The sequence below is a fragment of the Anaerocolumna sp. AGMB13020 genome, from assembly GCF_033100115.1.
GTDB lineage: Bacteria > Bacillota > Clostridia > Lachnospirales > Lachnospiraceae > Anaerocolumna.
Genome location: NZ_CP136910.1, coordinates 343307 through 365603, shown reverse-complemented (window position 1 = coordinate 365603; position 22297 = coordinate 343307). Strand labels below are relative to the sequence as shown.

Below are 22297 nucleotides of genomic sequence, written 5' to 3'. Positions count from 1 at the left end.
GGACAGCCTGTACTCGTAATTCGTTCGTTTGGTTCCTGATCAAAATAAGTTCATATCAAATATTAGAAAAAGGTTAAAATCTTAGGAAAGTAAGATTTTAACCTTTTTCTATAGAATTCTCTATTAAATTGTTCCCGCAAAGACACTATAATGTGTTTACAGAAGCAAAAACACAAGCACAGAAAGCATATTGGAAGGTGAATGTATGGAGAACGTATTAATTTCCATGGAAAGAATCGATAAAGCCTTTTCCGGAGTCAGCGCTTTAAGAGGAGCGAACCTTGAAGTACGGGCAGGAGAGGTTCATGCACTTATGGGTGAGAATGGAGCCGGAAAATCAACCTTGATGAAGATTCTGACAGGAATCCACGCAAAGGATGCCGGGATTGTCAGGTTCGAGGGCAGGGAGATAGAGTTTAAGAATCCGAAAGAAGCACAGGATGCGGGTATTGTAATTGTTCATCAGGAGCTTAATATGATGAATCATCTTACTGTTTCTCAGAACCTGTTCATAGGCAAAGAAAATACAAAAGGCAGATTTATTGATGATAAAGAAAATAACAGACAGGCGCAGATGCTTTTTGATAAGTTAAATATCTCCATTAATCCCAAGGAGACTATGGGAAATCTGACCGTAGGAAAACAGCAGATGGTAGAGATAGCGAAAGCTATTTCTGCAGAGTCCAAAGTCATTGTCTTTGATGAACCTACAGCAGCCCTGACGGATACGGAGATTACAGAACTCTTTAAGATTATCAGGGAATTAAGGGCAAAAGGACTTGGAATAGTATATATTTCACATCGGATGGATGAAATAAAGCAAATAACCGACCGGGTAACCATTATGCGGGATGGTGAGTATGTGGACACCCTGATTTCAGAAAAGTGTACGAAAGATGATATCATAAGCCGGATGGTAGGCAGGGTTATCTATGAAGACCCCAAAGAAACCAGCAATGTAGCAAAGGATGCACCGGTGGTGCTTAAAGTAAAGAACTTAAACGCAGGTAAAATGGTTCAGAATGTAAGCTTTTCATTGAGAAAAGGTGAAATACTTGGGATTGCTGGTCTTATGGGTTCCGGAAGGACAGAAACTGCAAGGGCTTTATTTGGTGCAGACCCCATAGACAGCGGCGAAATCTATATAAAAGATCAGAAAGTTACGATTAAAAATCCCTGTGATGCTGTAAAAGCTGGAATCGGATATTTATCAGAAGACCGTAAACGATATGGAATTATTGTAGAAAAGACGGTTGCAGACAATTCTGTTATGGCAGCACTGGAGAAATACTGTTCCGGTCAGTTTATTCATGACAGAAGAATCCGAAAGGATGCGCAGAAGTATGTAGAAATGCTAAAGACGAAAACACCTTCTGTAGAACAGCTGGTAGTTAACCTTTCAGGCGGAAACCAGCAAAAGGTAGTAATCGCCAAATGGCTTTTAAAAGACAGTGAGATACTTATCTTTGATGAACCGACCAGAGGAATTGATGTAGGAGCCAAAAGCGAAATCTATGCACTGATGAACAATCTTGTAAATCAGGGGAAATCCATTATAATGATCTCCTCGGAACTACCTGAAATTCTTCGCATGAGCGATCGAATACTGGTTATGTGTGAGGGAAGAATAGCCGGAGAATTCATGATAGAAGATGCCAGCCAGGAGAAAATTATGCATGCTGCAACTTTAAGAAAAGAAAGGATTAATTAAACCATGAAACCAACAGAGAAAAACGAAATCAATTCCTTTAAGTCTCTTATTAAACATATAGGAACACAAAAATTAATTGCAGTACTGGCTTTAATCGTAATCTATATCTTTTTCGCTATTTTCAGCCAGCCCTTTCGTAGTTCCAATACATTGATCAGTATCTTTGATTCTTCTTATTATATAGGTTTTCTGGCAATTGGTGTTACCTTTGTCATTATAACAGGAGGTATTGATCTGTCCATTGGTACAGTAATGGTATGTTCAGCCTTAATGGGAGGGGTTCTTTATGAGCTTGGGCTTCCGCTTCCTTTGGCCCTGATTGCTATCGTATTAATCGGAGCAGCTTTCGGACTGATTAACGGACTGATGGTATCTGTGTTAAAGCTGCCAGCCTTTATTGCGACCCTTGGTACCATGATGGTAACCAGAGGTCTCGGTTCAATAATAACTGGAACGAAGAGTATTACCTTTCCCCTAAGAACCAATGAGGACGGCTGGTATAAATCCTTATTCCGTACAGGGCCCGTAGGAGGCCTTGAAACTGGATTTCCCTCTGGTTTTCTGCTTCTCATAGGAGCAGCTGTAATTATGGCTGTAATACTTACGAAAACCAAAACCGGCAGATACATACTGGCTCTGGGCAGTAACAAAGAAGCTACCAGATTATCCGGTGTAAACATCATGAAGTGGGAGACCATAGCTTATGTAATCAGCGGTACGTTTGCAGGAATTGCTGCGGTATCTTATGTGGCGATTTATTCAACTGTACAGCCGGGAACAGGTAATGGATTTGAGTTGGATGCCATTGCAGGTGTTGTTATTGGGGGAACCTCACTGGCAGGTGGTGTTGGTTCTGTTGCAGGAACCTTAATCGGCGTATTTATTATGAGCGTGCTCAAAGTCGGACTTCCTTTTATCGGATTACAGCCTCACTATCAGCTGTTTATTACCGGTATCGTATTAATCATAGCTGTGTATGCAGATGTTCGCAACCGAATTAAGAAAAAGACCAGATAGTGTTATTCAAACTATAATCCGTTTCTGACGTTTGAATAGCAGGCTAAAACTATCGTACAGAAACGATGACTTAACTTGAACATTAAAGTATTGAAGAGCAGTAGCAAGGATAAAGAAGTATCATGATTACTTACCTCCTGGGCAACAGTTTTTAGGAGCATACTGACCAGGAGCTAATAATAAATAGCCACATAGAAGGAGGATATTTTATGTACTTAAAAAGAGTAGCAGCAATGGGGATTGCAGCAGTGTTTCTAATGGGTACCTTATTAACAGGATGCAGCAAAGAGAACGCTTCCCAGACCAACGGCGGAACAGAAGCTTCTGGCGGAAAAATGACGGTAGAAATTGTAGCAAAGGGTTTCCAGCATGATTTCTGGCAGGCAGTATTAAAAGGAACGGAAAAAGCAGCCACAGAATTTGGTGTTACAACAAACTTTGTAGGTCCAGAAGGAGAAGGTGCTATAGCAGCACAGGTTGAACAGCTTAACAATGCCATCAACAAAAATCCCAGCGCAATATGTCTTGCAGCACTTGATACAAGCGCAGCAATTGATTCTATTGCAAATGCACAATCCAAGAAGATACCTATCATCGGATTTGATTCCGGTGTTCCAGGCGCTCCGGAAGGAGCAGTAGCTGCCAATGCTGCAACGGATAACTATAAAGCAGGTGAGCTTGCTGCCGAAAAAATGTACGAAGCTATTATGGATAAAGTGACAGACCCGTCTGAAACAGTACGCATCGGTGTAGTAGCACAGGAAGCCAATTCTGAGTCAATAACCCAGAGAACCGCAGGTTTTGCCGAAAAAATGTCTGCCCTTATTGGTGAAGACAAATCCTCTGTGGAAGGGCATGACAAATACAGTCGTAAAGTGGAAGGAGCAAAGGTTGTAATTGAAATTAGAATACCGACTGAAGTTACAGACAACGCCGGTAAGACGGAAGCCCTTACACTTCTTAATAAAGAAGATTTAATCGGAATCTATGGTTCTAATGAATTTGCAGCGAAATGTATCATAAATGCAAATGAAGGCATGAACAAGCTGGGAGCTGATAAAGTGATAGCCGTTGGCTTTGACTCCGGTGCCTTACAGCTGGATGCGGTAAAATCTGGTGTGTTTTATGGTTCCGTTACACAGGATCCGGTATCCATCGGTTACAATGCTGTGAAACTTGCAGTAGCAGCAGCCAAAGGTGAGAAGGTGGAGGATGTGGATACCGGATGCCAGTGGTATAATGCTGTTAACATGGACAGTGCAGAAATTGCACCTTGTCTGTATGAATAACAAGGATTACATAGAGGGCTTTGGTCCTCTATGTTTTTTGTTCGTATATACAATCTGCTGTATTTCAAGCAGATTGTATGTCTGACCAATCTCATTGGTGGATTCATTTAATTTGCTGGGGGGATAAGCACCGATAGGGCAGAGTGCCTCCGATTGTTTTGCCTGTAACATCCCAGACCTTGATATTGGTTTCTTACAATATATTAAGAAAAGCATTTGTTTGTTACAGCAATAGATCACATGATAACGGGTGGGAGTTTATAGCTTTATAGATAAAAATTATAAGCCAGACAGTTTGCGGCAAACATTCCGCTATAGAGTGCCCCCTGCATCCAGCCGTGTTTGGAAGAGGTGTGTTCACCCGCAAAGAACACATGGCTGTTGTATTCCGGTAACAGCATGTCATAGCCGAAATTCAGCAGTTGCCCTGGGAGATCGGTAGCAAAAGCGCCTTTGGCAAAAGGTTCTTCATTCCAGTTAACCGTTTTGTGTCCCGTAATTATTCTGTTCAAATATCCTTCCGGGAGTCCATGAACTTCTTCTACATTCCTTTTTATATAGGAAAAACGCTGCCCTTCCGGGAAAGCACCAATTCGAACCGCATCCAGTCCAATGTTATAGGAAGCGGTAAATACTCCGGGCTCGTTTGGCATACAGACAGATTCCTCCAAACAGGCAAGATGGTCTGTAGGGTAAAAGATAGTGCTGATTGGAAGATCGGTAGCAGAAAACCCTCCGTTCATTCGTCCATAGTCAGTATCTTCTTCCCAAAAACGTCTTTTGCTTAGGAAAGAGGCTTTTAAGGAGTTATAATAGTTCAATTCTCTGATAGCCTGCATTTTCTGATTGGAAAAGAAGGGATTTATATCAAAGGTTCGTAGCAGAGAAAAAGGGATGGCACAGATTACATAATCAAACTCTTCGGTCTGATTCCTTAAACTTAGAGTATTGTATTTCAGTAGAACCTTATTTTTTTCCAGCTGGTATATTCCGTTAACATAATATCCCATATTAATCTGGCAGTTTCCAAGATATTTTTTTTCAATTGTATATTCATCTGGAGCAAGATTCGTTAAAGAGTTGTAAAAAGCATAAGGAAGCTTTTCCATTCCTCCTGAGATACGGTAGACATTGATATAATCCATGGAATATTCTTCGTTAAGGTTTTCGAAATAGTTTGCCGCAAGAGTGTCACCTGTTAGTGAATTTACACTGGCAAGAAGGGTTATTGCGTCCTGACTTAAGCCAAGCGCCTCAAGTATCTGCCGGACACTTTGATTGATAAAGGGAAGAATCTGAGGTGAATAGTTCGGTAATATCTGAAGTAGCTCTTTTCTGGTATCGGGAGAGAGTTGTTTTAAAAGACTGGAAAACGCGTATTCATTCAACTGATTCCAGGGAGTGATTCTTTCAGCAGGTGTAAGATTATACAAAGGATAGAGATACTCCATGATATTTGCCCCCTGGGGGTCCTTGCGGGTTCTGGTATTGTGAACATAAATGAAATTATTTGGTATTCCCTGGGACGAGGGTACCGTCATTAAATGAAAGAGGTTAATATAATGCCAGGTAGTACCATGAGAAATTGGTATTCTCATGGCGCCGAACTCTCCATAATAGTTTCTGCTTCTGTCAAAATAATAGGTATATACTCTGCCGCCTATACGTTCCTCATTTGCTTCAAAAACCGTTATGTCTGCTCCGGTCTTACGAAGTTCAAAGGCCGCTGCCAAACCGGCAAGTCCTGCACCAATTATACCTATCCTGACTTTCTTTAACCCACCTGGTTTTATGTACGTATGAATGTCAGGCGGTGGATTCAGAAGTTCAATTATATTGAACAAATCTTCGGATCTTCCGGCACCTTCCAGTGAATTTGATAACATCTGATACCTCTGGGTGTCGGTAGGATTCATAAATGTATGAATGTTTGTCATTTTTACACCTGTATGAATTATGTTACTTAAATGTATTGTCTAAGTTATGGAATTATTCTGGAAATACGTTCTGTTATGACTGGTAAGCTCATAAAATAGAGGTTATTTATTTAACTTCCTGATTTCGGCAAAGATATTGTGATAGAATGGCCCGAAGCAAGAAGTACCGAAATACATGGACGAACAGGAAATTCCAGCGATTATTTATTAAAGAGACCTTCGTTGAAATACTGTAAAAACAGGATATTATCATGAATGGATTTATAAGTGTAAATTATTACTGCTATAGAAAAGGTGTAAAAAAAATATAAAATACCTGAAAAATAATTGTAATCCCTTTTACAATCCTGTATAATTATTATAAGCGCTTTCAAGAGCAAAAAAACACGGGATGAAATAGAGAGGCAAAAGAAAATGAAATTATTACAGGACAGAATTATAGCAGACGGCAACGTAAAGAGCGGAAATGTACTTAAAGTGGATAATTTTTTGAATCATCAGATGGATATTGAGCTATTCAATGAAATCGGAAAAGAGTTCAAGCAAATCTTTTCAGAATGTTCTATAAATAAAATACTTACCATAGAGGCCTCCGGTATCGGTATTGCCTGTATAACCGCACAATATTTCAACGCACCTGTAGTATTTGCAAAGAAGGCCCAGAGCATAAACATCGATGGTGATGTATATTCAACAAAAATCGAATCTTTCACTCACAAGAAAACCTACGATGTTATTGTTTCCAAAAAATTCTTATGTCCCGAAGACAGAGTTCTCATCATTGATGATTTCCTGGCTAACGGATGTGCACTTGCTGGATTAATAGATATTGTACGCAGTGCTGGAGCAACGGTAGAAGGCATTGGAATAGTGATTGAGAAGGGCTTTCAAAATGGTGGAGATATGATTCGAAACATGGGTGTACGACTTGAATCTTTAGCTATCATAGAAAGTATGGATGCAGAGAGAGGTACAATAGAATTTCGTTAATTACTTAAAGGATACATATAATCCGCTTTGAAAAGGGGCGGATTTTTTGTGCGCCTTTCTGGTATCAGAGCAAATAGTGGCAGATGTTTCACCTTTTTATTACAGCTATACCGAAAGCTCACTTTCGGTATACATAGGTATTTGTACGATAAAAAGAAAACAATCCACTATTAACTTGAACCTGCAAAGGTTTAAAGGGTGGTTAACCTGGTTACGAAAGGGGGTTAGTATGAAACATATCATTACATATTTAAGACCATATGGCTTGCGAATGCTAATGGGATTTATCATAAAGGTTGCAGGTACTTTTATGGATTTGGGACTTCCCTGGGTACTGGCCTATATTATTGATGAGGTTATTCCTTTAAAAGAAGTAAAATATATTCTGCTATGGGGTGTCTTAATGCTTCTCCTGTCGGTAGGTGCCAGACAGTTTAATATAACAGCAAATCGTATGGCGTCCAGAGTTGCCGGAGATACCGTAAAGAAGCTAAGACATGATTTATTTCTTAAAATACAGCAGCTATCCGGCTCACAGGTGGATTATTTATCAATTCCGTCTCTGGTATCCAGAATGACCTCAGATACTTATAATATTCATCAAATGGTAGGCATGATGCAAAGACTAGGTGTCAGAGCGCCAATTATCCTTGTGGGAGGTATGATTCTGACCTTTACGCTGGAACCGGTACTTACGCTGATACTTGTAGGAATTCTACCTTTACTGGCCTATTGTGTTTATGTGGTTTCCAAAAAGGGAATTCCTCTCTATTCCAAAAGCCAGAGTTCAGCGGATAAAATGGTGCGGGTGGTAAGAGAGAATGTTAATGGAATACGTGTTATCAAAGCACTCTCAAAATCAGTATATGAAAAAGAAAGATTTCACAGGGCAAATGATGAAGTAGCTGCCAATGAATTTAAGGCTGGAGCAACGATGGCAGTGATTAATCCCATAATGAATCTGCTGCTGAATGGTGGATTGACCCTCGTTATAATTGCAGGTGCTTATCGGGTAAACAGCGGGGCCTCAGAGGTTGGTAAGATTGTAGCTTTTCTGTCCTACTTTACAATGATTTTAAATGCCATGCTAATGATTACCAGAATTTTTGTTGGTATATCAAAGGCAAATGCTTCTGCTGACAGAATCTTTGAAGTTTTAAATGCAAAAGAAGAACTAAAACCTCAGGAAGCGCTGACAGAAAAAGAAGTATATGGGACTTCAGAAATTGAAAATATACACGTTTCTTTCAGGGGAGTTACCTTTACCTATCCTCAGAGAAGAGAGGAAGAGGCAGAAGATGACGATTCTATCAATGTAGAAAACATTGATTTCGGTATTAAAACAGGTGAATCACTGGGTATTATTGGAGCGACTGGTTCCGGTAAAACAACCTTGATCAACTTATTGCTACGCTTTTATGATACCGATAAAGGTGGTATTTATATAAAGGGTAAAAATGTTAAAAGCTATTCCCTGCAGGAATTGAGAAGTAAATTTGGTGTGGTATTTCAAAATGATATGATATTTGCTGACACCATTGGTGGAAACATTGACTTTAATCGTGGTTTATCCGCTGACAGATTAAAGGAAGCTGCAGAAGATGCGCAGGCATTGGAATTTATTGATCATCTGGTGAACGGAGAAAAGTGTGGTTTTGATTACGAAGCAGCAGTAAAAGGTGCTAACCTGAGCGGCGGGCAGAAGCAAAGACTGCTCCTTGCAAGAGCACTTGCTGCCAGGCCGGAAATTCTGGTGTTTGATGATTCCTCCAGTGCCTTAGACTATAAAACCGATGCGGCACTTAGAACTGCGCTGCGAGATAACTATCAGAACACCACAACTATTATGATAGCCCAGAGAATCAGTTCCATTATGAATATGGATCATATAATTGTTATGGAAGAAGGCAGAATGATCGGCTATGGAAAACATGAAGAACTTCTGCTTAATTGCTCTGTATACAATGAGATATATCAGTCACAAATGGGAGAATGATGCCAAATCTTCCAGAGCTTTACAAGTCTGGGAGTATTTTAAGCTTCTTTCATAGTTTAAGCTGCAATAAGCTGCAGCGGAATGCGAGGAAATATGTCTGAGAACAAAAAGAAAGAGGACGATTTTCCCAGTTCAAGAAAGAACCTGAATTGGAAGAACGAGAACCCAGAAATAAGCGGGAAGCTGGAAGCAGAAGGAAAGCTGGAAGTAGAAAGAAAGCCTGAAGTAGAAGGAAAGCTGGAAGTAGAAAGTAAGCCTGAAGTAGAAGGAAAGCTGGAAGCAGAAGGAAAGCCTGAAGCAGAAGGAAAGCTGGAAGTAGAAGGAAAGCCTGAAGCAGAAAGTAATTCGGAAGCGGAAGATAAAGTGAATAAAATACCAGAATTTGGTGAATCTGATGCTAAGAATAAAATCAGGTCAGAAAACGATACAGAAAAATCTTATAAACAAAATGGAAAAGAGCAGGAAAGTAAGACAAAACCAAGAGATACCAAGAAAGTAGTAAAGCGACTCAGCAAATACCTGATACAGGAAAAGCGTCGAATTATACTGGCATTGCTTCTTACTGTTACCGGAAATATACTGGCACTTATCGGACCTATGCTTTCCGGTTATGCCATTGATGCAATTGAACCCGGAAAAGGAAATGTTATCTTTGAAAAGGTTTTCTACTACGGTAGTTTAATGATGCTGCTCTATGTTATCTCAGCGTTTTTTTCTTATCTTTTAAGTATTCTTATGTTGCGTATCAGCCAAAGGGTTACGAAAAGAATGAGAGATGATGTGTTTGCCAAGCTGACAGAACTTCCGGTTAATTATTATGATACCAAACAGGCAGGAGATATTATCAGCCGTATATCCTATGACATAGACGTCATTAGTACATCACTCTCTACAGATGTAGTACAAATAATGGCCAGTGTAATAACTGTAATTGGCTCTCTTATCATGATGATTCTGATATCACCGGTTATGGTACTTGTTATGTTAGTGACTATTCCGTTATCCATATGGTATACCCGTTTCATGTCTGGAAAAGTTCGTCCTCTATACAGCACCCGTTCAGAGAAACTTGGAAACCTGAACGGTTTTGTAGAAGAAATGGTATCCGGGCAGAAAACAATAAGAGCCTATGCCAGAGAAAAAGTTGTACAGAATAAATTTGACCACATCAATGAGGAAGCGGTAGAGGCATATTTTAATGCGGACTACTACAGTAGCATAGTTGGTCCTACTGTAAATTTTATAAATAACTTATCCTTATCGCTTGTAACGGTTTTTGGAGCAGTGCTATTTTTACTGGGACATTTAAGTCTTGGAAGCATATCCTCCTTCATTCTATATTCAAGGAAATTCTCCGGACCTATAAACGAAGCTGCCAATATAGTCAGTGAACTTCAATCTGCAGCAGCGGCAGCAGAAAGAGTCTTTAAGATTCTTGACGAAGAATCAGAGAAAGCAGACAGATTAGGTGCAAGTGAACTGAATGTTGAGAAAGGTAAAGTTATCCTAAAAGATGTTACCTTTGGTTATATAAAAGACAAGATTATATTAAAGAGCCTGAATATGGAAGCCAAGGAAGGTAATCTCATTGCTATTGTTGGACCTACCGGTGCAGGAAAAACAACAATTATAAATCTTTTAATGCGGTTTTATGATATTAACAGCGGTGATATAACCATAGACGGTCAAAATATCAAAGAAGTATCCAGACAGAGTCTGCGTAAAGCTTATTCCATGGTATTGCAGGATACCTGGGTATTCCATGGTACTATATTTGAGAACATAGCTTATGGGAAAGAAAATGCGACGAGGGACGAAGTAATAGAGGCAGCCAAAGCAGCTAAAATACACTCCTATATCAAGAAACTTCCGGCAGGGTATAATACAATACTGGACGAAGATGGGATAAATATGTCAAAAGGGCAGAAACAGCTCCTAACCATTGCCAGAGCTATGCTGATGGATTCCAAGATATTAATTCTGGATGAAGCTACTTCAAATGTGGATACCAGGACGGAGATTCAGATACAGGCAGCCATGCGGAGACTTATGGAAGATAAAACCTGTTTTGTCATTGCACATAGACTGTCCACGATAAAAAATGCTGATCTGATATTAGTTGTAAATGATGGAAATGTGGTAGAGCAGGGAAACCACAGTGAATTAATGGAGACCAGAGGCTATTATTATCAGATGTATTCGTCCCAGTTTGTATAAAAAAGATAATATTTATTCCAAACAATAAAATAGTTCTTGCCTTTAACGGCAATTCTTAGTAAAATATACTAGGTTGTCAGTAACCAAAAAAAGAAGTGGTTTTATGACAGATGGATTGTCAGGTGTCAGCAAACTACTAAAATTATTATTTATCAGGCAGTCATTTCTTTCTACATGGGTAGTGCTTGAATGGGATCGCGAAAAGCATAGGTGTAATATGAAGAATATTAAAGAACATATCAGACTTTCACAATTTAAACCGGTTTATCTCTTATACGGCACAGAGAATTATCTCAAACGTCTCTATAAGGAGAAGTTGAAAACAGCAATATTACCTGGTGAGGATGATATGAACTACTCTTATTTTGAAGGAAAAGGAGTAGATACGGTGAAAGTGAAGGAGGCAGCAGAGACACTTCCTTTTTTCAGTGACAAACGTCTGATAATTATTGAGAACAGTGGTCTATTCAAAAGCCAGAATGATTTGGCAGATTATATAAAACAGATACCTGAAACCACACACATCATATTTATAGAAGCAGAGATTGACAAAAGAAATCGGTTGTATAAGGCGATAAAAGATAACGGAACCATTTCTGAAATGAATGCTATGGATGAAGCCAATTTAAAGCTGTGGATTGCTTCTTTGCTTAAACAGGATCAAAAGAAGATTACGGAAGAGAGCATTTTATATCTTCTAAGTAAGACGGGTACAGATATGGATAACATCAGCAATGAGATAGAAAAGCTTGTCTGTTATTCTGGTGAGAGAGAGGTTATAACAGTTCAGGATATCGAAGAGGTATGTACCACACAAATATCCGGAAAGATTTTTCAGATGGTTGAGGCAATTGGTAATAAGAAGCAGAAACAGGCGCTGGAGCTTTATTATGATCTGTTGGCACTAAAAGAAAAACCAATGTCCATCATGTATCTGATATCCAGGCAGTTCAATATATTATTGCAGGTTAAGAGCTTATTGGCTCTGGGTTTTCAGAATAACAGAATTGCTGAAAAAACAGGATTAATGCCGTTTACAATCACGAAATATGTTAACCAATGCCGTAATTATACGGAGAAGACCCTGAAAGAAGCTTTAACCTCCTGTATCGATACAGAAGAACAGGTGAAAACCGGAAGAATGCAGGATACCATAGCAGTCGAGTTGATTATTGTCAAATTCAGTGCTGCATAGTTGCAAAAATTAGTAAAATTATTGATTAATTATTTCACATTCCTGTTATCTCATCGGAATGTGAAAGATTAAATATATATGGAGAGTTGTCCGAGTGGCCTAAGGAGCTGGTCTCGAAAACCAGTGTACCTACCGGTACCTAGGGTTCGAATCCCTAACTCTCCGTCAGTGTATTCCAATGGGTCAGCTTTGAAAAGGTTGAAACCTATTGTTATGGAGGGAGTTGTCAGTTGCGGCTGACAACTCCTTTTACGTTGGGCTTCCTGGCGGGCGCATGTTTCAACGGGTGTAAGTCCTGAATCCGATCGGTAGTGGGAAGGATATAGCCAATGGCAAGGGTGTCGTGGGTGATTGCGAGGAAGCCAGATGGTAAAGCGTACAAACAAAACTATAAATGTAGACGGCGTTTCAATTCCTCTATCATATTTCTGCTTTCAAATATCAGCAATGCTGCAAGCGATAAAAGACTGCCTGCTACACATATCAACGACGGATATATGATTGTGCTAAGTCCGCTCAATACAAAAATTGCCGGAATAATCCCATAGAGTATGAGCAGGACACTGTAAACCATATAAGTTTCTGTCGGCATTTTAAGAATACGGGCAAGAATCGCCGTTGCCGTCATGACAGAGGCAAAGGCAATCGGAATGACATAATCGACAGACCAGCCGTGCCAGCCCGTAAAGACGTCCCACAATACAGACAAAATACTTATAATAGTTACCTGATAAGATAAATTTTTTAAAATATTATGTCGCTTGCGAATGGCGGTCAACAGACTGAGCCATACACAAGCCACTCCCGCAACTACAAACAGAGACCAAAAACCGCTCTGGGGCAGCATCCAATTAACTGTAAAGGAAATAATGACTACTGCCACTGAGCATAGCATTAATAAACGGAGCAGCAGACTGTGTTTATTTATTACAAGTGGTATAAAAGGAAAAGGTTCATATTCGTTTTGTGTTTCGCTTACGAGCGCATTTTGACACAATGGACATTTCTCAAAACCGCCTGATACCGACACGGCGCATTTTTCACACATTTTCATCCTGTTTCCCCCTTAAATTATTTGCGGATATTTCAACAGCTATCCCCATTTTGGTCAACTGCCGGAAAAAATCGCGCTGTATATCCGTACTGACAAATGGAGAGGTGAAACTGATATTCATGTTATCCTCATAGGAACAAATACAGATTTGGAGCTTTTCTGTACTGCTAAAGATGTCAAACAACTTGATATATTGCTTTGCTTCGTCTGGCATACTGATTTTCCCCATATTTGAAACCGAGGCTGTAGACTCGCGCACCGTGAAAGAGTATGCAATTTTCATAAAAATATTTTTGAGTGTCAATGGTATCGGGCGTATAAAATAGTTGCGTTCAAAGCTGATTAGCTTATTCAGGCGGGCTTGCAGGTATTCTTCGTTAAGATGCTCTGCTAAACATTCCTTTGAGCATTTTATAATATCTTCAAGCTTATCTTTACCATCATCAAAGCTGTATTTTATCTCGATTAGGCTAAAAAAATTCCTCACCGATTTTGAGTCGAAGTAATTTCGCAGGTTAACAGGAACATTTATAACTACAGGCTTTCTCCTGCTGTGTACGCTCATTTCACCATAGATTGCCCGAATAAGCAGCGCAGTTATAAATACCGTAGCTGTTGTTTCATATTCGCGGGCTTTGTCTAGAAGTGCCTTTGCGGAAACGCTTCCTTCTATAATATTCAGGCGCCATTCCGCTTCCTTCGCGCCTTTAATCTGATAAGCTGTTGGGTTTTTTAAAACGCCGGAATCTTTGCGCCGGTCATAGTATTTATTAAAACTGTCACTCATTTTCTGTGAATCGGAAGCGTCGTAATCAATGCCGGAAACATTACCCATAGTATCAGGGTGCGCGAGCTTTAGATAATGCAGCGTAAGTGTCTTCAAAAATTGCAGAGCACCTGTTCCGTCGGCCAGGACGTGATATACTTCAAGATTGATTCTTCTGCCATACCATGTAACGTCGAACAGAAGTCTCTTGCGGTCAAGATAAACCGTACTGCACGGAGGGGTATCCTCTTTGCGGACAATCGGACGGATTTCACTTTGCTCTAAATAGTACCAAAACATACCGCGTTTCAGCACATAGCTAAAACTCGGGAAATCCTTCATTGTACGGTCTAATGCTGATTGCAGTATATTTTCGTCCACCTTCTCCCATAACTCACAGCTAAAACGGAAAACCCATGTATCCGACTTACTGCTGGTGGGAGGGAAAATTTTAGCGGCGTTGTCAAGCTTATGCCACGCCTTTTTAGCCGGTCCACTCATTTGACTTGCTCTCCCCTTAAAAATTGATTTATTATATGATAGCTCTCTTTTACCGCCGAATAATTTACAGACAATGTAAAATAACCATGCATGGCATCTTTTACCCTATGGACAATCACGGAGTTTCCCGCTTCCTTAAGTTTACGTCCGTATTCTTCGCCCTCATCCCGCAAAGGGTCATATTGCGCCGTAATAATCAGCGTTTCCGGCTGGCTAGAAAAATCACCAGCCAAAAGCGGCGCGCAATATGGACTTTCTCGGTTTTCCGCCTTTTCGCAATACAAGTCCATATAATCACACATATGTTTTGACGTCAGTATGTAATCTGTTCCGTTTTCAATAACAGACGGAAAGGGAGAGGTTTCTGTATGGTTATTATATGTGACAGGATAAATCAAAATTTGCCTGTCAACGGTTTTTTCACCCTTGTTACGCATAAGCAAAGAAACCGCTGCGGCAAGATTACCTCCGGCGCTGTCGCCCATTAGAGTAATCTTGTGAGGAATGCCTGACATCTTATGCCACCGTATGACCGTACGCACAACCTTATAACAATCCATAAGCGCAGCGGGAAACGGATTTTCCGGCGCGAGACGGTAATCAACCGCAACCACTATATGACCTGTCTGCCGGGCAATCGTCAGACAGGTTTTTTCGTAAGTGTCCACATCTTCCATGACCCACCCACCGCCATGTAAAAAAACGATAGCAGGATATTTTTTAAGGGCAAGACCCTCTATCTTTTTGCTTACCGGCGAAAATATCCTTATAGGGATGTTATGCCCACTATTTTTTATGTAAAAATCCCACGTTTGATAGGTTAATTTTATGCGCGGTTTTTTAGCGATGATATACGCCTGACGTATCAGTTTATAATTTTTCTTTATATCCACATGTGAAAATGTTTTCAAAGCGTTAAGCATATATTTATTCATAGACGTTTTTTCTCCACTTTATTTTACTCGCTTGTTTATGTTTTACGTCCGGATTTCAATTTTTCCGTGCGTGCTGGTTTGGCTGCTTACTGGTTTGGCTGTTTTTCAGAAATAGCCAAAGAAGTACCGAACTTAATTGTGCCTTTTATACGGCCCGATTTGCTAAGATACTGCATCTGTCCATAATATGTCATTGTTTTGCAGTTTCCCGCTCTTACATATCCTTTCATGTTGGATACCTCATAAGGGAAGTTTCATTAAAACGATTATATTCGTTTTAACGCTAAATATCAAGATTTCATTTACTTTGTTATCCTAAGTACAACTAATTTTGAGAATATATTTAGCGATTATACACATGAATATAGAATAATATAATTTTATACGGATAAGGAGATTTTTAAATGAAATACGTTTTTGGGAAATTATGGTCAGTTCAACTTTTGCATTCTGTAAATTAAACATTTTTATGATTATGCTTCAGATAAAGATTCCCCAATTAACTATCATAGGCAATTCGGTGCAATACATGCTGATATAAAAGGAATTTTTGAAATTGAAACCACAGGATATGGTTGATTATAATTTTGAAGAAAATGAGTCGGTTTTAGTAATCATAAAGAATCAACTTATTGTTTTCCTATTTACTTGATACGAATTTAATATACAGTATACTATGAAATGCCTCAAATGTGATAGTCCAGAAAGAATTCTAAAATTAATCAACGTTTATCCTGATTATGAAGAGCATAGGGTTTTCATTTTCGTGATGCCTTTAGCGATTGCAGCTAGAGACAGCGGTGGAGCGGTTATATTGCGGAACTTGAGAAGAAAGTTGTTATCACAGCCAGAAGAAGATACAATTGTAAATATTAACAGAGATAATGGAATCTATAAAGAAATAAAATTCTTATAATAAATCTTGCAAAATGAATTGGTAAGAGTTATTATGAACATAGTTCATAAAGGGAGATAACATGCCAAAGATATACGATGATTTAAAAGAAACAATCCTAAAAGAAGCAAAAGTAATTATTCTTTCAAAAGGTTATAGAAAGTTAAGCATGCGGGAAGTGGCAAAGGCGTCTGGAATAGCAGTCGGTACGATCTATAATTATTTTCCCACGAAAGATACTTTAATGTCTGAGCTGATGTACCAATACTGGTTAGAATTTGTTGCTGCAATCCAAGAGGCTGAGCAGGAAGACTGTGAGTTATTTGCTAAGTTTAAGAGAATCTATACCATATTAGAGTCTTTTCTTGATATCTTTAAAGATACCTGGCTCAAATTAAACAACAATGAAAAGGGGATGACAAAAGAGCATCATAAGCAAAAACAGGAAGTTGTTGATTTATTTGTTGATACTCTGGAGAAAGCCATAATAAGTCATAAGGAAAAGAAAGGAAGTGCAGATAATCAGGAAATCAATGACAGAGAGCTCGCTAGTTTTATTGTTCAGAATTTTATGCTGATTGCACAGATGAAACAATTTAAATATGAAACTTTTGAAATGATCTTAAAGAGTTATCTCCTATAGAGTGCTTACTATAGGAGAAACTTAATTTTTTTGATTTTAAATGAACAATGTTCAGAAAGGGACGTAGTATGGTGCAGAAAAAAAATACCACATTGATTTTAATTTTATTTTTATTAGGAATATTTATGGGGGCTATCGATAATGGGATTGTATCCCCGGCAAGAGAAATCATTCAGAATAGTTTTTCCGTATCAAAAGGTGTAGGTGCCTGGATGATAACGATTTACACGTTGGTTTATGCGGTTTCCATGCCTATTAGTTCTAAGCTGTCCGATATAATCGGCAGAAAGAAGATGTATATTTTTGGTATTGCTGTCTTTGGTATTGGTTCTGCTCTTTGCGGGTTTAGTAATTTCTATGGGAACTTTACTTTTTTACTCATAGCAAGAGTTATTCAGGCGATTGGTGCAGGCGGTATTCTGCCGATTGCAACAACGGTAATCGGTCAGTCTTTTCCACCTGAAAAAAGAGGCACTGCCTTAGGGTTGGTTGGTGCGGTTTATGGTGTTGCCACTATTGTGGGACCGACCCTTGGAAGTACTATTATTGATATTGCCGGACAGGATCACTGGGGTTTCATTTTCTTTATTAACGTTCCCATCTGTATCTTAACACTGTTTTTAGCAAGTACCATGGAGGAGTCCAAGATGGCGGTTAAAAACAAACTGGATATTTTAGGGGCTCTCCTTTTAGCTGCCCTTGTTGCCAGTTTATTATATGCCTTGACAAATATTGATTTCTTTGCGGTAGGTAAGAGTTTACAGCAAAAGAATGTATTTCCATTCCTAATAGCTTTTATTCTATTAATCCCTGTATTTATACTGGTAGAAAAAAGAGCAGCCGACCCTGTTTTGTCCATTAAATACTTTAAGAACCGTGAGATAGTAACTATTTTTATTATTGCTTTTGTTGTTGGAATCGGTATGATGGGAATGGTTTATATGCCGCAGTTTGCTGAAAACACTTTGAAATTTAAAACGGGTTCGGGTGGTTATCTGGTAACCTTGCTGGCGGTATTTTCCGGTGTGGCATCTCCTCTAAGTGGTAAGCTGCTTGATAAAAAGGGCGCTAAGCTTGTGCTCATTCTGGGCTTTGCCTGTACTGTGGCAGGGACTTTGATATTAGGTCTAATTGCAGCAAGGACTTTAACGCTTGCTGCGGTATTGATTGGTATCGCATTTATGGGATTCGGAGTTGGATTTATCATGGGACCTCCCTTGAATTATCTGATTTTAGGTGCTGTAAAGGAAGAAGAGGGAGCAACTGCTCTTGCAACCATGTCCCTGATTCGTTCCATTGGAGTTACTATTTCACCAAGTTTCATGATTGGATTTATCATAGATGCCAGTAAAAATATTCAGTCTGAACTGATGCAAACCTTACAGGCGGGTTTTGCAAAAGCCGGTGGTGCAGATATGATCCCTGCTATGAGTACGGGCGGAGGAAGTAGCAATGAAAAACTCTTTGCATCTCTTCAAAATGCGGATGTAACAACAATCGTCAGCCAGTTAACGAATATTTTCAAGCAATTCCTTCCGGAGAAAGCGCAGACGTATGTATTACCTGTGATTGGTGAAATGTCTTCTGAGATTGAAAAGACTTTTCAAAGTGTTTTAAATCAGGGCTATACAAATATGTTTATTGCCTCTGCCGTTATTGCTGCTATTGGAATTGTCGTATCACTTACCCTTAAAAATAAGAAAAAGACTATTTAAAAGAGAAAGGAATTTACTTTGTAAACCTTTATCCTGCTGTAAAAGTTCTGAACACAGAAACAGACATATTAATAGATTATTCCTTTTGTCTATACACAAATATTTTCTAAGAAAGTATTTGTGTATAGACTTTTTTAGTTTAAAAACTAAATATTTTATTACAAATTTAGTTCTTGAACTAAATATAAATTAAATTATTAAGCATTTATTTATAAAATAAATAAGCAAAGATGTATTTAATGTATAATAAAATTAGATAATGTAGATATATTTAAGCATTATGCATAATAAATATTGACATGCATTTTACCTTGCATTATAATTCTATTAAATATCAACTAAACGATATTTAAATTAATTTAGAATAACTAAATAATGGAGGAGTTTATGAAACGAAAAGTATTATCTTTACTTCTGGCTACCGCATTAGTAGCTTCTGTATTTTCAGGATGCAGTACAAAAAACAATGGGGTAAATAAGCCAGTTGACTCTAAAACAGAAGCGGCAACTGCTACAGATGCGCCTAAAACAGAAGAACCAAAAGATTCTCCCGCAGCTGAACCGGTTGAAATAACCGTATGGGGCTGGGATGTTAACTTTAATGGTGCGGCTTTGCAGGCAGCAGACGAATTGTACGAAGGTGCAACTTTAAATTTTGTTGAGATGGCAAAAGCGGACGCGCTTCAGAAGATACATACAGTATTAGCCTCAGGAGTAAAGGAAGATCTTCCTGATGTGGTTATCATTAGTGATCTTGCAGCCCAAGGTTATCTGATGTCTTATCCAGGAGCTTTCAAGGCAATGGATGATGTGATTAATTACGATGATTTTGCCAGCTATAAGAAATCAGCGGTATCTTACGATGGTGTTGGTTACGGTGTGCCTTTTGATACCGGTGTTGCCGGATTATTTTACCGTACCGATTATATTCAGGAAGCCGGATATACGGACGAAGATATGCAGGATTTAACCTGGGCTGAATATATTGAGCTCGGTAAGAAATTAAAAGAGAAAGGGCATTTGCTTCAGACCTATAATCCCAATGATATTTCAGAGTTTCAGATTATGCTGCAGTCAGCAGGTACCTGGTATACCGACGATGCAGGTAAGGCAAACTTCGTTAATAACACTGCTTTAAAGGAATGCATCGATATTTTCAAACAGTTTAATAGCAGTGATTTTGTAAAAGTTGCCAGCGACTGGACCGGATTCGCAGGTGCTATTAATGGTGGTGAAGTGGCATGTGTTATCCGTGGTTCCTGGATTGCCTCAACAATTAAGGCTGCTGCTGATCAGAGCGGTTTATGGAAAGTGGCGCCTGTTCCTAAGTTAAGTGTTAATGGTGCAACCAACAAATCCAATCAGGGTGGTTCCAGCTGGTATGTATTAGCAGAGGGCAAAAATGCTGATGTTGCTGCTGATTTCTTTGCAAAGACCTTTGGCGGCAGTACAGAGCTTTACAATACTTTAGTTGAGCAGAAGAATATTATGGCGACATATTTGCCTGCTTCTACCGTAGCAGCTTATGAGAAAGAAGATCCTTTCTTTTCAAATACAAAGATCAATCAGATTCTTGCCAGTTGGATTGCAGAAATTCCCGCAGTTAACAACGGAGCTTACTCCGCAGAAGCACAGGGAGCCTTACTTGCGGTAATGCCTGATATCTTAGGCGGTAAGGATATTGATTCCAGTTTAAAACAAGCAGAAGAGCAGTTTAACCAGACAGTACAGGAATAGAGCAGAACAATGGGGGTGGCTGCATAATGAATAAGAAAAAAAGAATTACTATCGTTGCCTGGTCAATGATATTTCTGGCAGCGTTTTTCATACTGATATTTAGCTATATTCCTATGATTCAAGCATTCTTCCTATCTCTTAAGACAGGAAAAGGCGCCAATCTTACCTTTAATGGATTGGCAAACTACGAAAGAATGTTTCGCGATTCAACCTTTTGGACTGTAGTAGGAAATACCTTGTTATATGCGGTTATACAAATACCAATAATGCTGTTGCTGTCATTGATACTTGCAGTGCTGCTCAATGATCCACGACTGAAAGGAAGAGGTATTTACAGGACTTGTATTTTCCTCCCTTGTGTAACCTCCATGGTATCCTATTCCATATTATTCAAGAATATCTTCTCCGTTGATGGTTTTGTTAATAATATGCTGATAAAGTTTAATCTTATTGATGCGCCTATTGCTTTTGTATTGGATGCTTCATGGGCCAAAGCAGTAATTATCATAGCACTTATCTGGCGGTATACAGGCTATTATATGATTTTTTATCTATCAGCGCTGCAAAATATTGAAGGGTCCATCTATGAAGCAGCACAAATTGATGGTTGCAATGCTTTCCATTCTTTTACGAAAATTACTGTGCCACTTTTAAAGCCGATTGTTTTTCTGACCAGTATCATGGCTCTAAATTCAACACTGCAATTATTTGATGAAGTTGTAAATCTTACCAATGGTGGTCCGGGTAATGCTACCCGTACCATCTCGGAGTACATATATGATTTGTCCTTTAACTTTGTTCCCAGCTATGGCTATGCAGCAGCCGTGTCCTACGCTGTATTTATAATAGTTGGTATTATTACTGTTGTTCAGAAAGGAGTGTTGAAGGAAAAATGAAAAAATTAACCTATTTTTTAAAGCATATTATTTTAATCCTTGTATCATTTGTTTCCATTTCACCATTTCTCTGGATGATTATAAGTATAACAAATGAATCAAAGGATATTACCATGGGGAAGCTTTCCTTCGGCACTGCTTTGTTTCTTAATATCGAAAAGGCCTTCGCAGCGGCAGATATCGGAAGAGCCTTTCTGAACTCCCTGCACCTTGCCGTTGTTGTTACCATAACCTCCATTATTATATGTTCCCTGGCCGGTTATGCATTTGTTATGTTTCCTTCCAAGGCAAAAGAGATATTGTTTATGGTACTCATTGCATCTATGATGGTTCCATTCGCAGCCAGAATTATTCCCATGTTTCGTATGTTTGCTCAGCTTGGGCTGCTAAATAGTTACTTGTGTATTATACTGCCGGCTTTGGGTGCTCCGTTTTTAGTTTTCTTCTTTAAGCAAAACACACATGCGTTTCCTTTTGAAACCATACAGGCTGCAAGAGTGGATGGCTGTAAGGAATTTCAGATTTTTTTCAGAATCTTTGTTCCAATGATGAAATCAACCTATGCAGCGGCAGCTATCTTTGCTTTTATGGCTAGCTGGAATAACTATATGTGGCCTTTGATTGCATTACAAAGTAATTCTAAATTTACATTGCCGCTAACAGTTGCTAATCTTGCCGCTGGATTTACCCCGGATTATGGTGTTATTATGGTGGGAATTGTTATCTCAACATTACCGACAATACTCGTATTCTTCCTGCTACAGAAGCAATTTGTTGAAGGGATACTTGGTTCTGTAAAATGA

At 39.0% G+C, this 22297-nt stretch carries 18 protein-coding genes and 1 tRNA gene; 13 read left to right on the top strand and 6 right to left on the bottom strand.

All coding sequences use genetic code 11. The features are described from left to right. The first annotated feature begins 205 nt into the window (after window positions 1–205). From R2R35_RS01550 to R2R35_RS01540, 3 genes are all read left to right on the top strand, one after another. On the top strand, window positions 206–1711 hold the full coding sequence (locus tag R2R35_RS01550) for a sugar ABC transporter ATP-binding protein (protein WP_317732742.1): 1506 nt from the start codon (window positions 206–208) through the stop codon (window positions 1709–1711). 3 nt (window positions 1712–1714) lie between these two features. Then, entirely contained in the window at window positions 1715–2728 is a 1014-nt protein-coding gene (locus tag R2R35_RS01545) for an ABC transporter permease (RefSeq protein WP_317732741.1), read from the top strand. 209 nt (window positions 2729–2937) lie between these two features. Further along, window positions 2938–4017: an ABC transporter substrate-binding protein gene (locus R2R35_RS01540; RefSeq protein ID WP_317732740.1), complete on the top strand. Its 1080-nt coding sequence runs from the start codon at window positions 2938–2940 to the stop codon at window positions 4015–4017. A gap of 6 nt (window positions 4018–4023) precedes the next feature. On the opposite strand, the gene R2R35_RS01535 is transcribed toward R2R35_RS01540, so the two are convergent. Together R2R35_RS01535 and R2R35_RS01530 are read right to left on the bottom strand one after the other, a co-directional pair. Then, on the bottom strand, window positions 4024–4188 hold the full coding sequence (locus R2R35_RS01535) for a hypothetical protein (RefSeq protein WP_317732739.1): 165 nt from the start codon (window positions 4186–4188) through the stop codon (window positions 4024–4026). A gap of 95 nt (window positions 4189–4283) precedes the next feature. Next, window positions 4284–5954, bottom strand: a complete 1671-nt coding sequence (locus tag R2R35_RS01530; RefSeq protein WP_317732738.1) for a flavin monoamine oxidase family protein — start codon at window positions 5952–5954, stop codon at window positions 4284–4286. Window positions 5955–6368: 414 nt separating this feature from the next. On the opposite strand from R2R35_RS01530, the gene R2R35_RS01525 reads away from it, so the two are divergent. The 5 genes from R2R35_RS01525 (at window position 6369) to R2R35_RS01505 (ending at window position 12517) form a co-directional block, all read left to right on the top strand. After that, complete coding sequence (locus R2R35_RS01525) at window positions 6369–6944, top strand: xanthine phosphoribosyltransferase (protein WP_317732737.1); 576 nt, start codon at window positions 6369–6371, stop codon at window positions 6942–6944. A 229-nt stretch (window positions 6945–7173) separates the two neighbouring features. Further along, complete coding sequence (locus tag R2R35_RS01520) at window positions 7174–8940, top strand: ABC transporter ATP-binding protein (protein ID WP_317732736.1); 1767 nt, start codon at window positions 7174–7176, stop codon at window positions 8938–8940. A gap of 93 nt (window positions 8941–9033) precedes the next feature. Next, complete coding sequence (locus R2R35_RS01515; RefSeq protein WP_317732735.1) at window positions 9034–11157, top strand: ABC transporter ATP-binding protein; 2124 nt, start codon at window positions 9034–9036, stop codon at window positions 11155–11157. 103 nt (window positions 11158–11260) lie between these two features. After that, window positions 11261–12352, top strand: a complete 1092-nt coding sequence (gene holA, locus R2R35_RS01510) for a DNA polymerase III subunit delta (RefSeq protein WP_317732734.1) — start codon at window positions 11261–11263, stop codon at window positions 12350–12352. 80 nt (window positions 12353–12432) lie between these two features. Further along, window positions 12433–12517: transfer RNA gene (locus R2R35_RS01505), tRNA-Ser, on the top strand. Window positions 12518–12740: 223 nt separating this feature from the next. On the opposite strand, the gene R2R35_RS01500 is transcribed toward R2R35_RS01505, so the two are convergent. The 4 genes from R2R35_RS01500 to R2R35_RS01485 form a co-directional block, all read right to left on the bottom strand. Then, window positions 12741–13406, bottom strand: coding sequence for a DUF6320 domain-containing protein (locus R2R35_RS01500; protein ID WP_317732733.1), 666 nt, complete (start codon window positions 13404–13406; stop codon window positions 12741–12743). Then, window positions 13393–14673, bottom strand: coding sequence for a hypothetical protein (locus R2R35_RS01495; protein ID WP_317732732.1), 1281 nt, complete (start codon window positions 14671–14673; stop codon window positions 13393–13395). The genes R2R35_RS01500 and R2R35_RS01495 overlap by 14 nt, the downstream gene beginning before the upstream one ends. After that, complete coding sequence (locus R2R35_RS01490; protein WP_317732731.1) at window positions 14670–15608, bottom strand: alpha/beta hydrolase; 939 nt, start codon at window positions 15606–15608, stop codon at window positions 14670–14672. The genes R2R35_RS01495 and R2R35_RS01490 overlap by 4 nt, the downstream gene beginning before the upstream one ends. Before the next feature lie 86 nt (window positions 15609–15694). Then, entirely contained in the window at window positions 15695–15838 is a 144-nt protein-coding gene (locus R2R35_RS01485) for a hypothetical protein (protein WP_317732730.1), read from the bottom strand. Window positions 15839–16585: 747 nt separating this feature from the next. Here R2R35_RS01485 and R2R35_RS01480 point away from each other — a divergent pair. From R2R35_RS01480 to R2R35_RS01460, 5 genes are all read left to right on the top strand, one after another. Beyond that, window positions 16586–17146, top strand: a complete 561-nt coding sequence (locus R2R35_RS01480; RefSeq protein WP_317732729.1) for a TetR/AcrR family transcriptional regulator — start codon at window positions 16586–16588, stop codon at window positions 17144–17146. A 68-nt stretch (window positions 17147–17214) separates the two neighbouring features. Continuing rightward, window positions 17215–18861, top strand: a complete 1647-nt coding sequence (locus R2R35_RS01475; RefSeq protein WP_317732728.1) for an MFS transporter — start codon at window positions 17215–17217, stop codon at window positions 18859–18861. Between the two features lie 387 nt (window positions 18862–19248). Then, window positions 19249–20598, top strand: a complete 1350-nt coding sequence (locus R2R35_RS01470; protein WP_317732727.1) for a sugar ABC transporter substrate-binding protein — start codon at window positions 19249–19251, stop codon at window positions 20596–20598. A gap of 26 nt (window positions 20599–20624) precedes the next feature. Further along, window positions 20625–21494, top strand: a complete 870-nt coding sequence (locus R2R35_RS01465; protein WP_317732726.1) for a carbohydrate ABC transporter permease — start codon at window positions 20625–20627, stop codon at window positions 21492–21494. After that, on the top strand, window positions 21491–22297 hold the full coding sequence (locus tag R2R35_RS01460; RefSeq protein ID WP_317732725.1) for a carbohydrate ABC transporter permease: 807 nt from the start codon (window positions 21491–21493) through the stop codon (window positions 22295–22297). The genes R2R35_RS01465 and R2R35_RS01460 overlap by 4 nt, the downstream gene beginning before the upstream one ends.

Bases quoted from the DNA above. Each gene is read 5' to 3' on its own strand.
- R2R35_RS01540 (WP_317732740.1), top strand. From the start codon at position 2,938: ATGTACTTAAAAAGAGTAGCAGCAATGGGGATTGCAGCAGTGTTTCTA.
- R2R35_RS01525 (WP_317732737.1), top strand. From the start codon at position 6,369: ATGAAATTATTACAGGACAGAATTATAGCAGACGGCAACGTAAAGAGC.
- R2R35_RS01490 (WP_317732731.1), bottom strand. From the start codon at position 15,608: ATGAATAAATATATGCTTAACGCTTTGAAAACATTTTCACATGTGGAT.
- R2R35_RS01500 (WP_317732733.1), bottom strand. From the start codon at position 13,406: ATGAAAATGTGTGAAAAATGCGCCGTGTCGGTATCAGGCGGTTTTGAG.
- R2R35_RS01495 (WP_317732732.1), bottom strand. From the start codon at position 14,673: ATGAGTGGACCGGCTAAAAAGGCGTGGCATAAGCTTGACAACGCCGCT.
- R2R35_RS01530 (WP_317732738.1), bottom strand. From the start codon at position 5,954: ATGACAAACATTCATACATTTATGAATCCTACCGACACCCAGAGGTAT.
- R2R35_RS01470 (WP_317732727.1), top strand. From the start codon at position 19,249: ATGAAACGAAAAGTATTATCTTTACTTCTGGCTACCGCATTAGTAGCT.
- R2R35_RS01535 (WP_317732739.1), bottom strand. From the start codon at position 4,188: ATGTTACAGGCAAAACAATCGGAGGCACTCTGCCCTATCGGTGCTTAT.
- R2R35_RS01515 (WP_317732735.1), top strand. From the start codon at position 9,034: ATGTCTGAGAACAAAAAGAAAGAGGACGATTTTCCCAGTTCAAGAAAG.
- R2R35_RS01465 (WP_317732726.1), top strand. From the start codon at position 20,625: ATGAATAAGAAAAAAAGAATTACTATCGTTGCCTGGTCAATGATATTT.
- R2R35_RS01480 (WP_317732729.1), top strand. From the start codon at position 16,586: ATGCCAAAGATATACGATGATTTAAAAGAAACAATCCTAAAAGAAGCA.
- R2R35_RS01545 (WP_317732741.1), top strand. From the start codon at position 1,715: ATGAAACCAACAGAGAAAAACGAAATCAATTCCTTTAAGTCTCTTATT.
- R2R35_RS01520 (WP_317732736.1), top strand. From the start codon at position 7,174: ATGAAACATATCATTACATATTTAAGACCATATGGCTTGCGAATGCTA.
- R2R35_RS01475 (WP_317732728.1), top strand. From the start codon at position 17,215: ATGGTGCAGAAAAAAAATACCACATTGATTTTAATTTTATTTTTATTA.
- holA (WP_317732734.1), top strand. From the start codon at position 11,261: ATGACAGATGGATTGTCAGGTGTCAGCAAACTACTAAAATTATTATTT.
- R2R35_RS01485 (WP_317732730.1), bottom strand. From the start codon at position 15,838: ATGAAAGGATATGTAAGAGCGGGAAACTGCAAAACAATGACATATTAT.
- R2R35_RS01460 (WP_317732725.1), top strand. From the start codon at position 21,491: ATGAAAAAATTAACCTATTTTTTAAAGCATATTATTTTAATCCTTGTA.
- R2R35_RS01550 (WP_317732742.1), top strand. From the start codon at position 206: ATGGAGAACGTATTAATTTCCATGGAAAGAATCGATAAAGCCTTTTCC.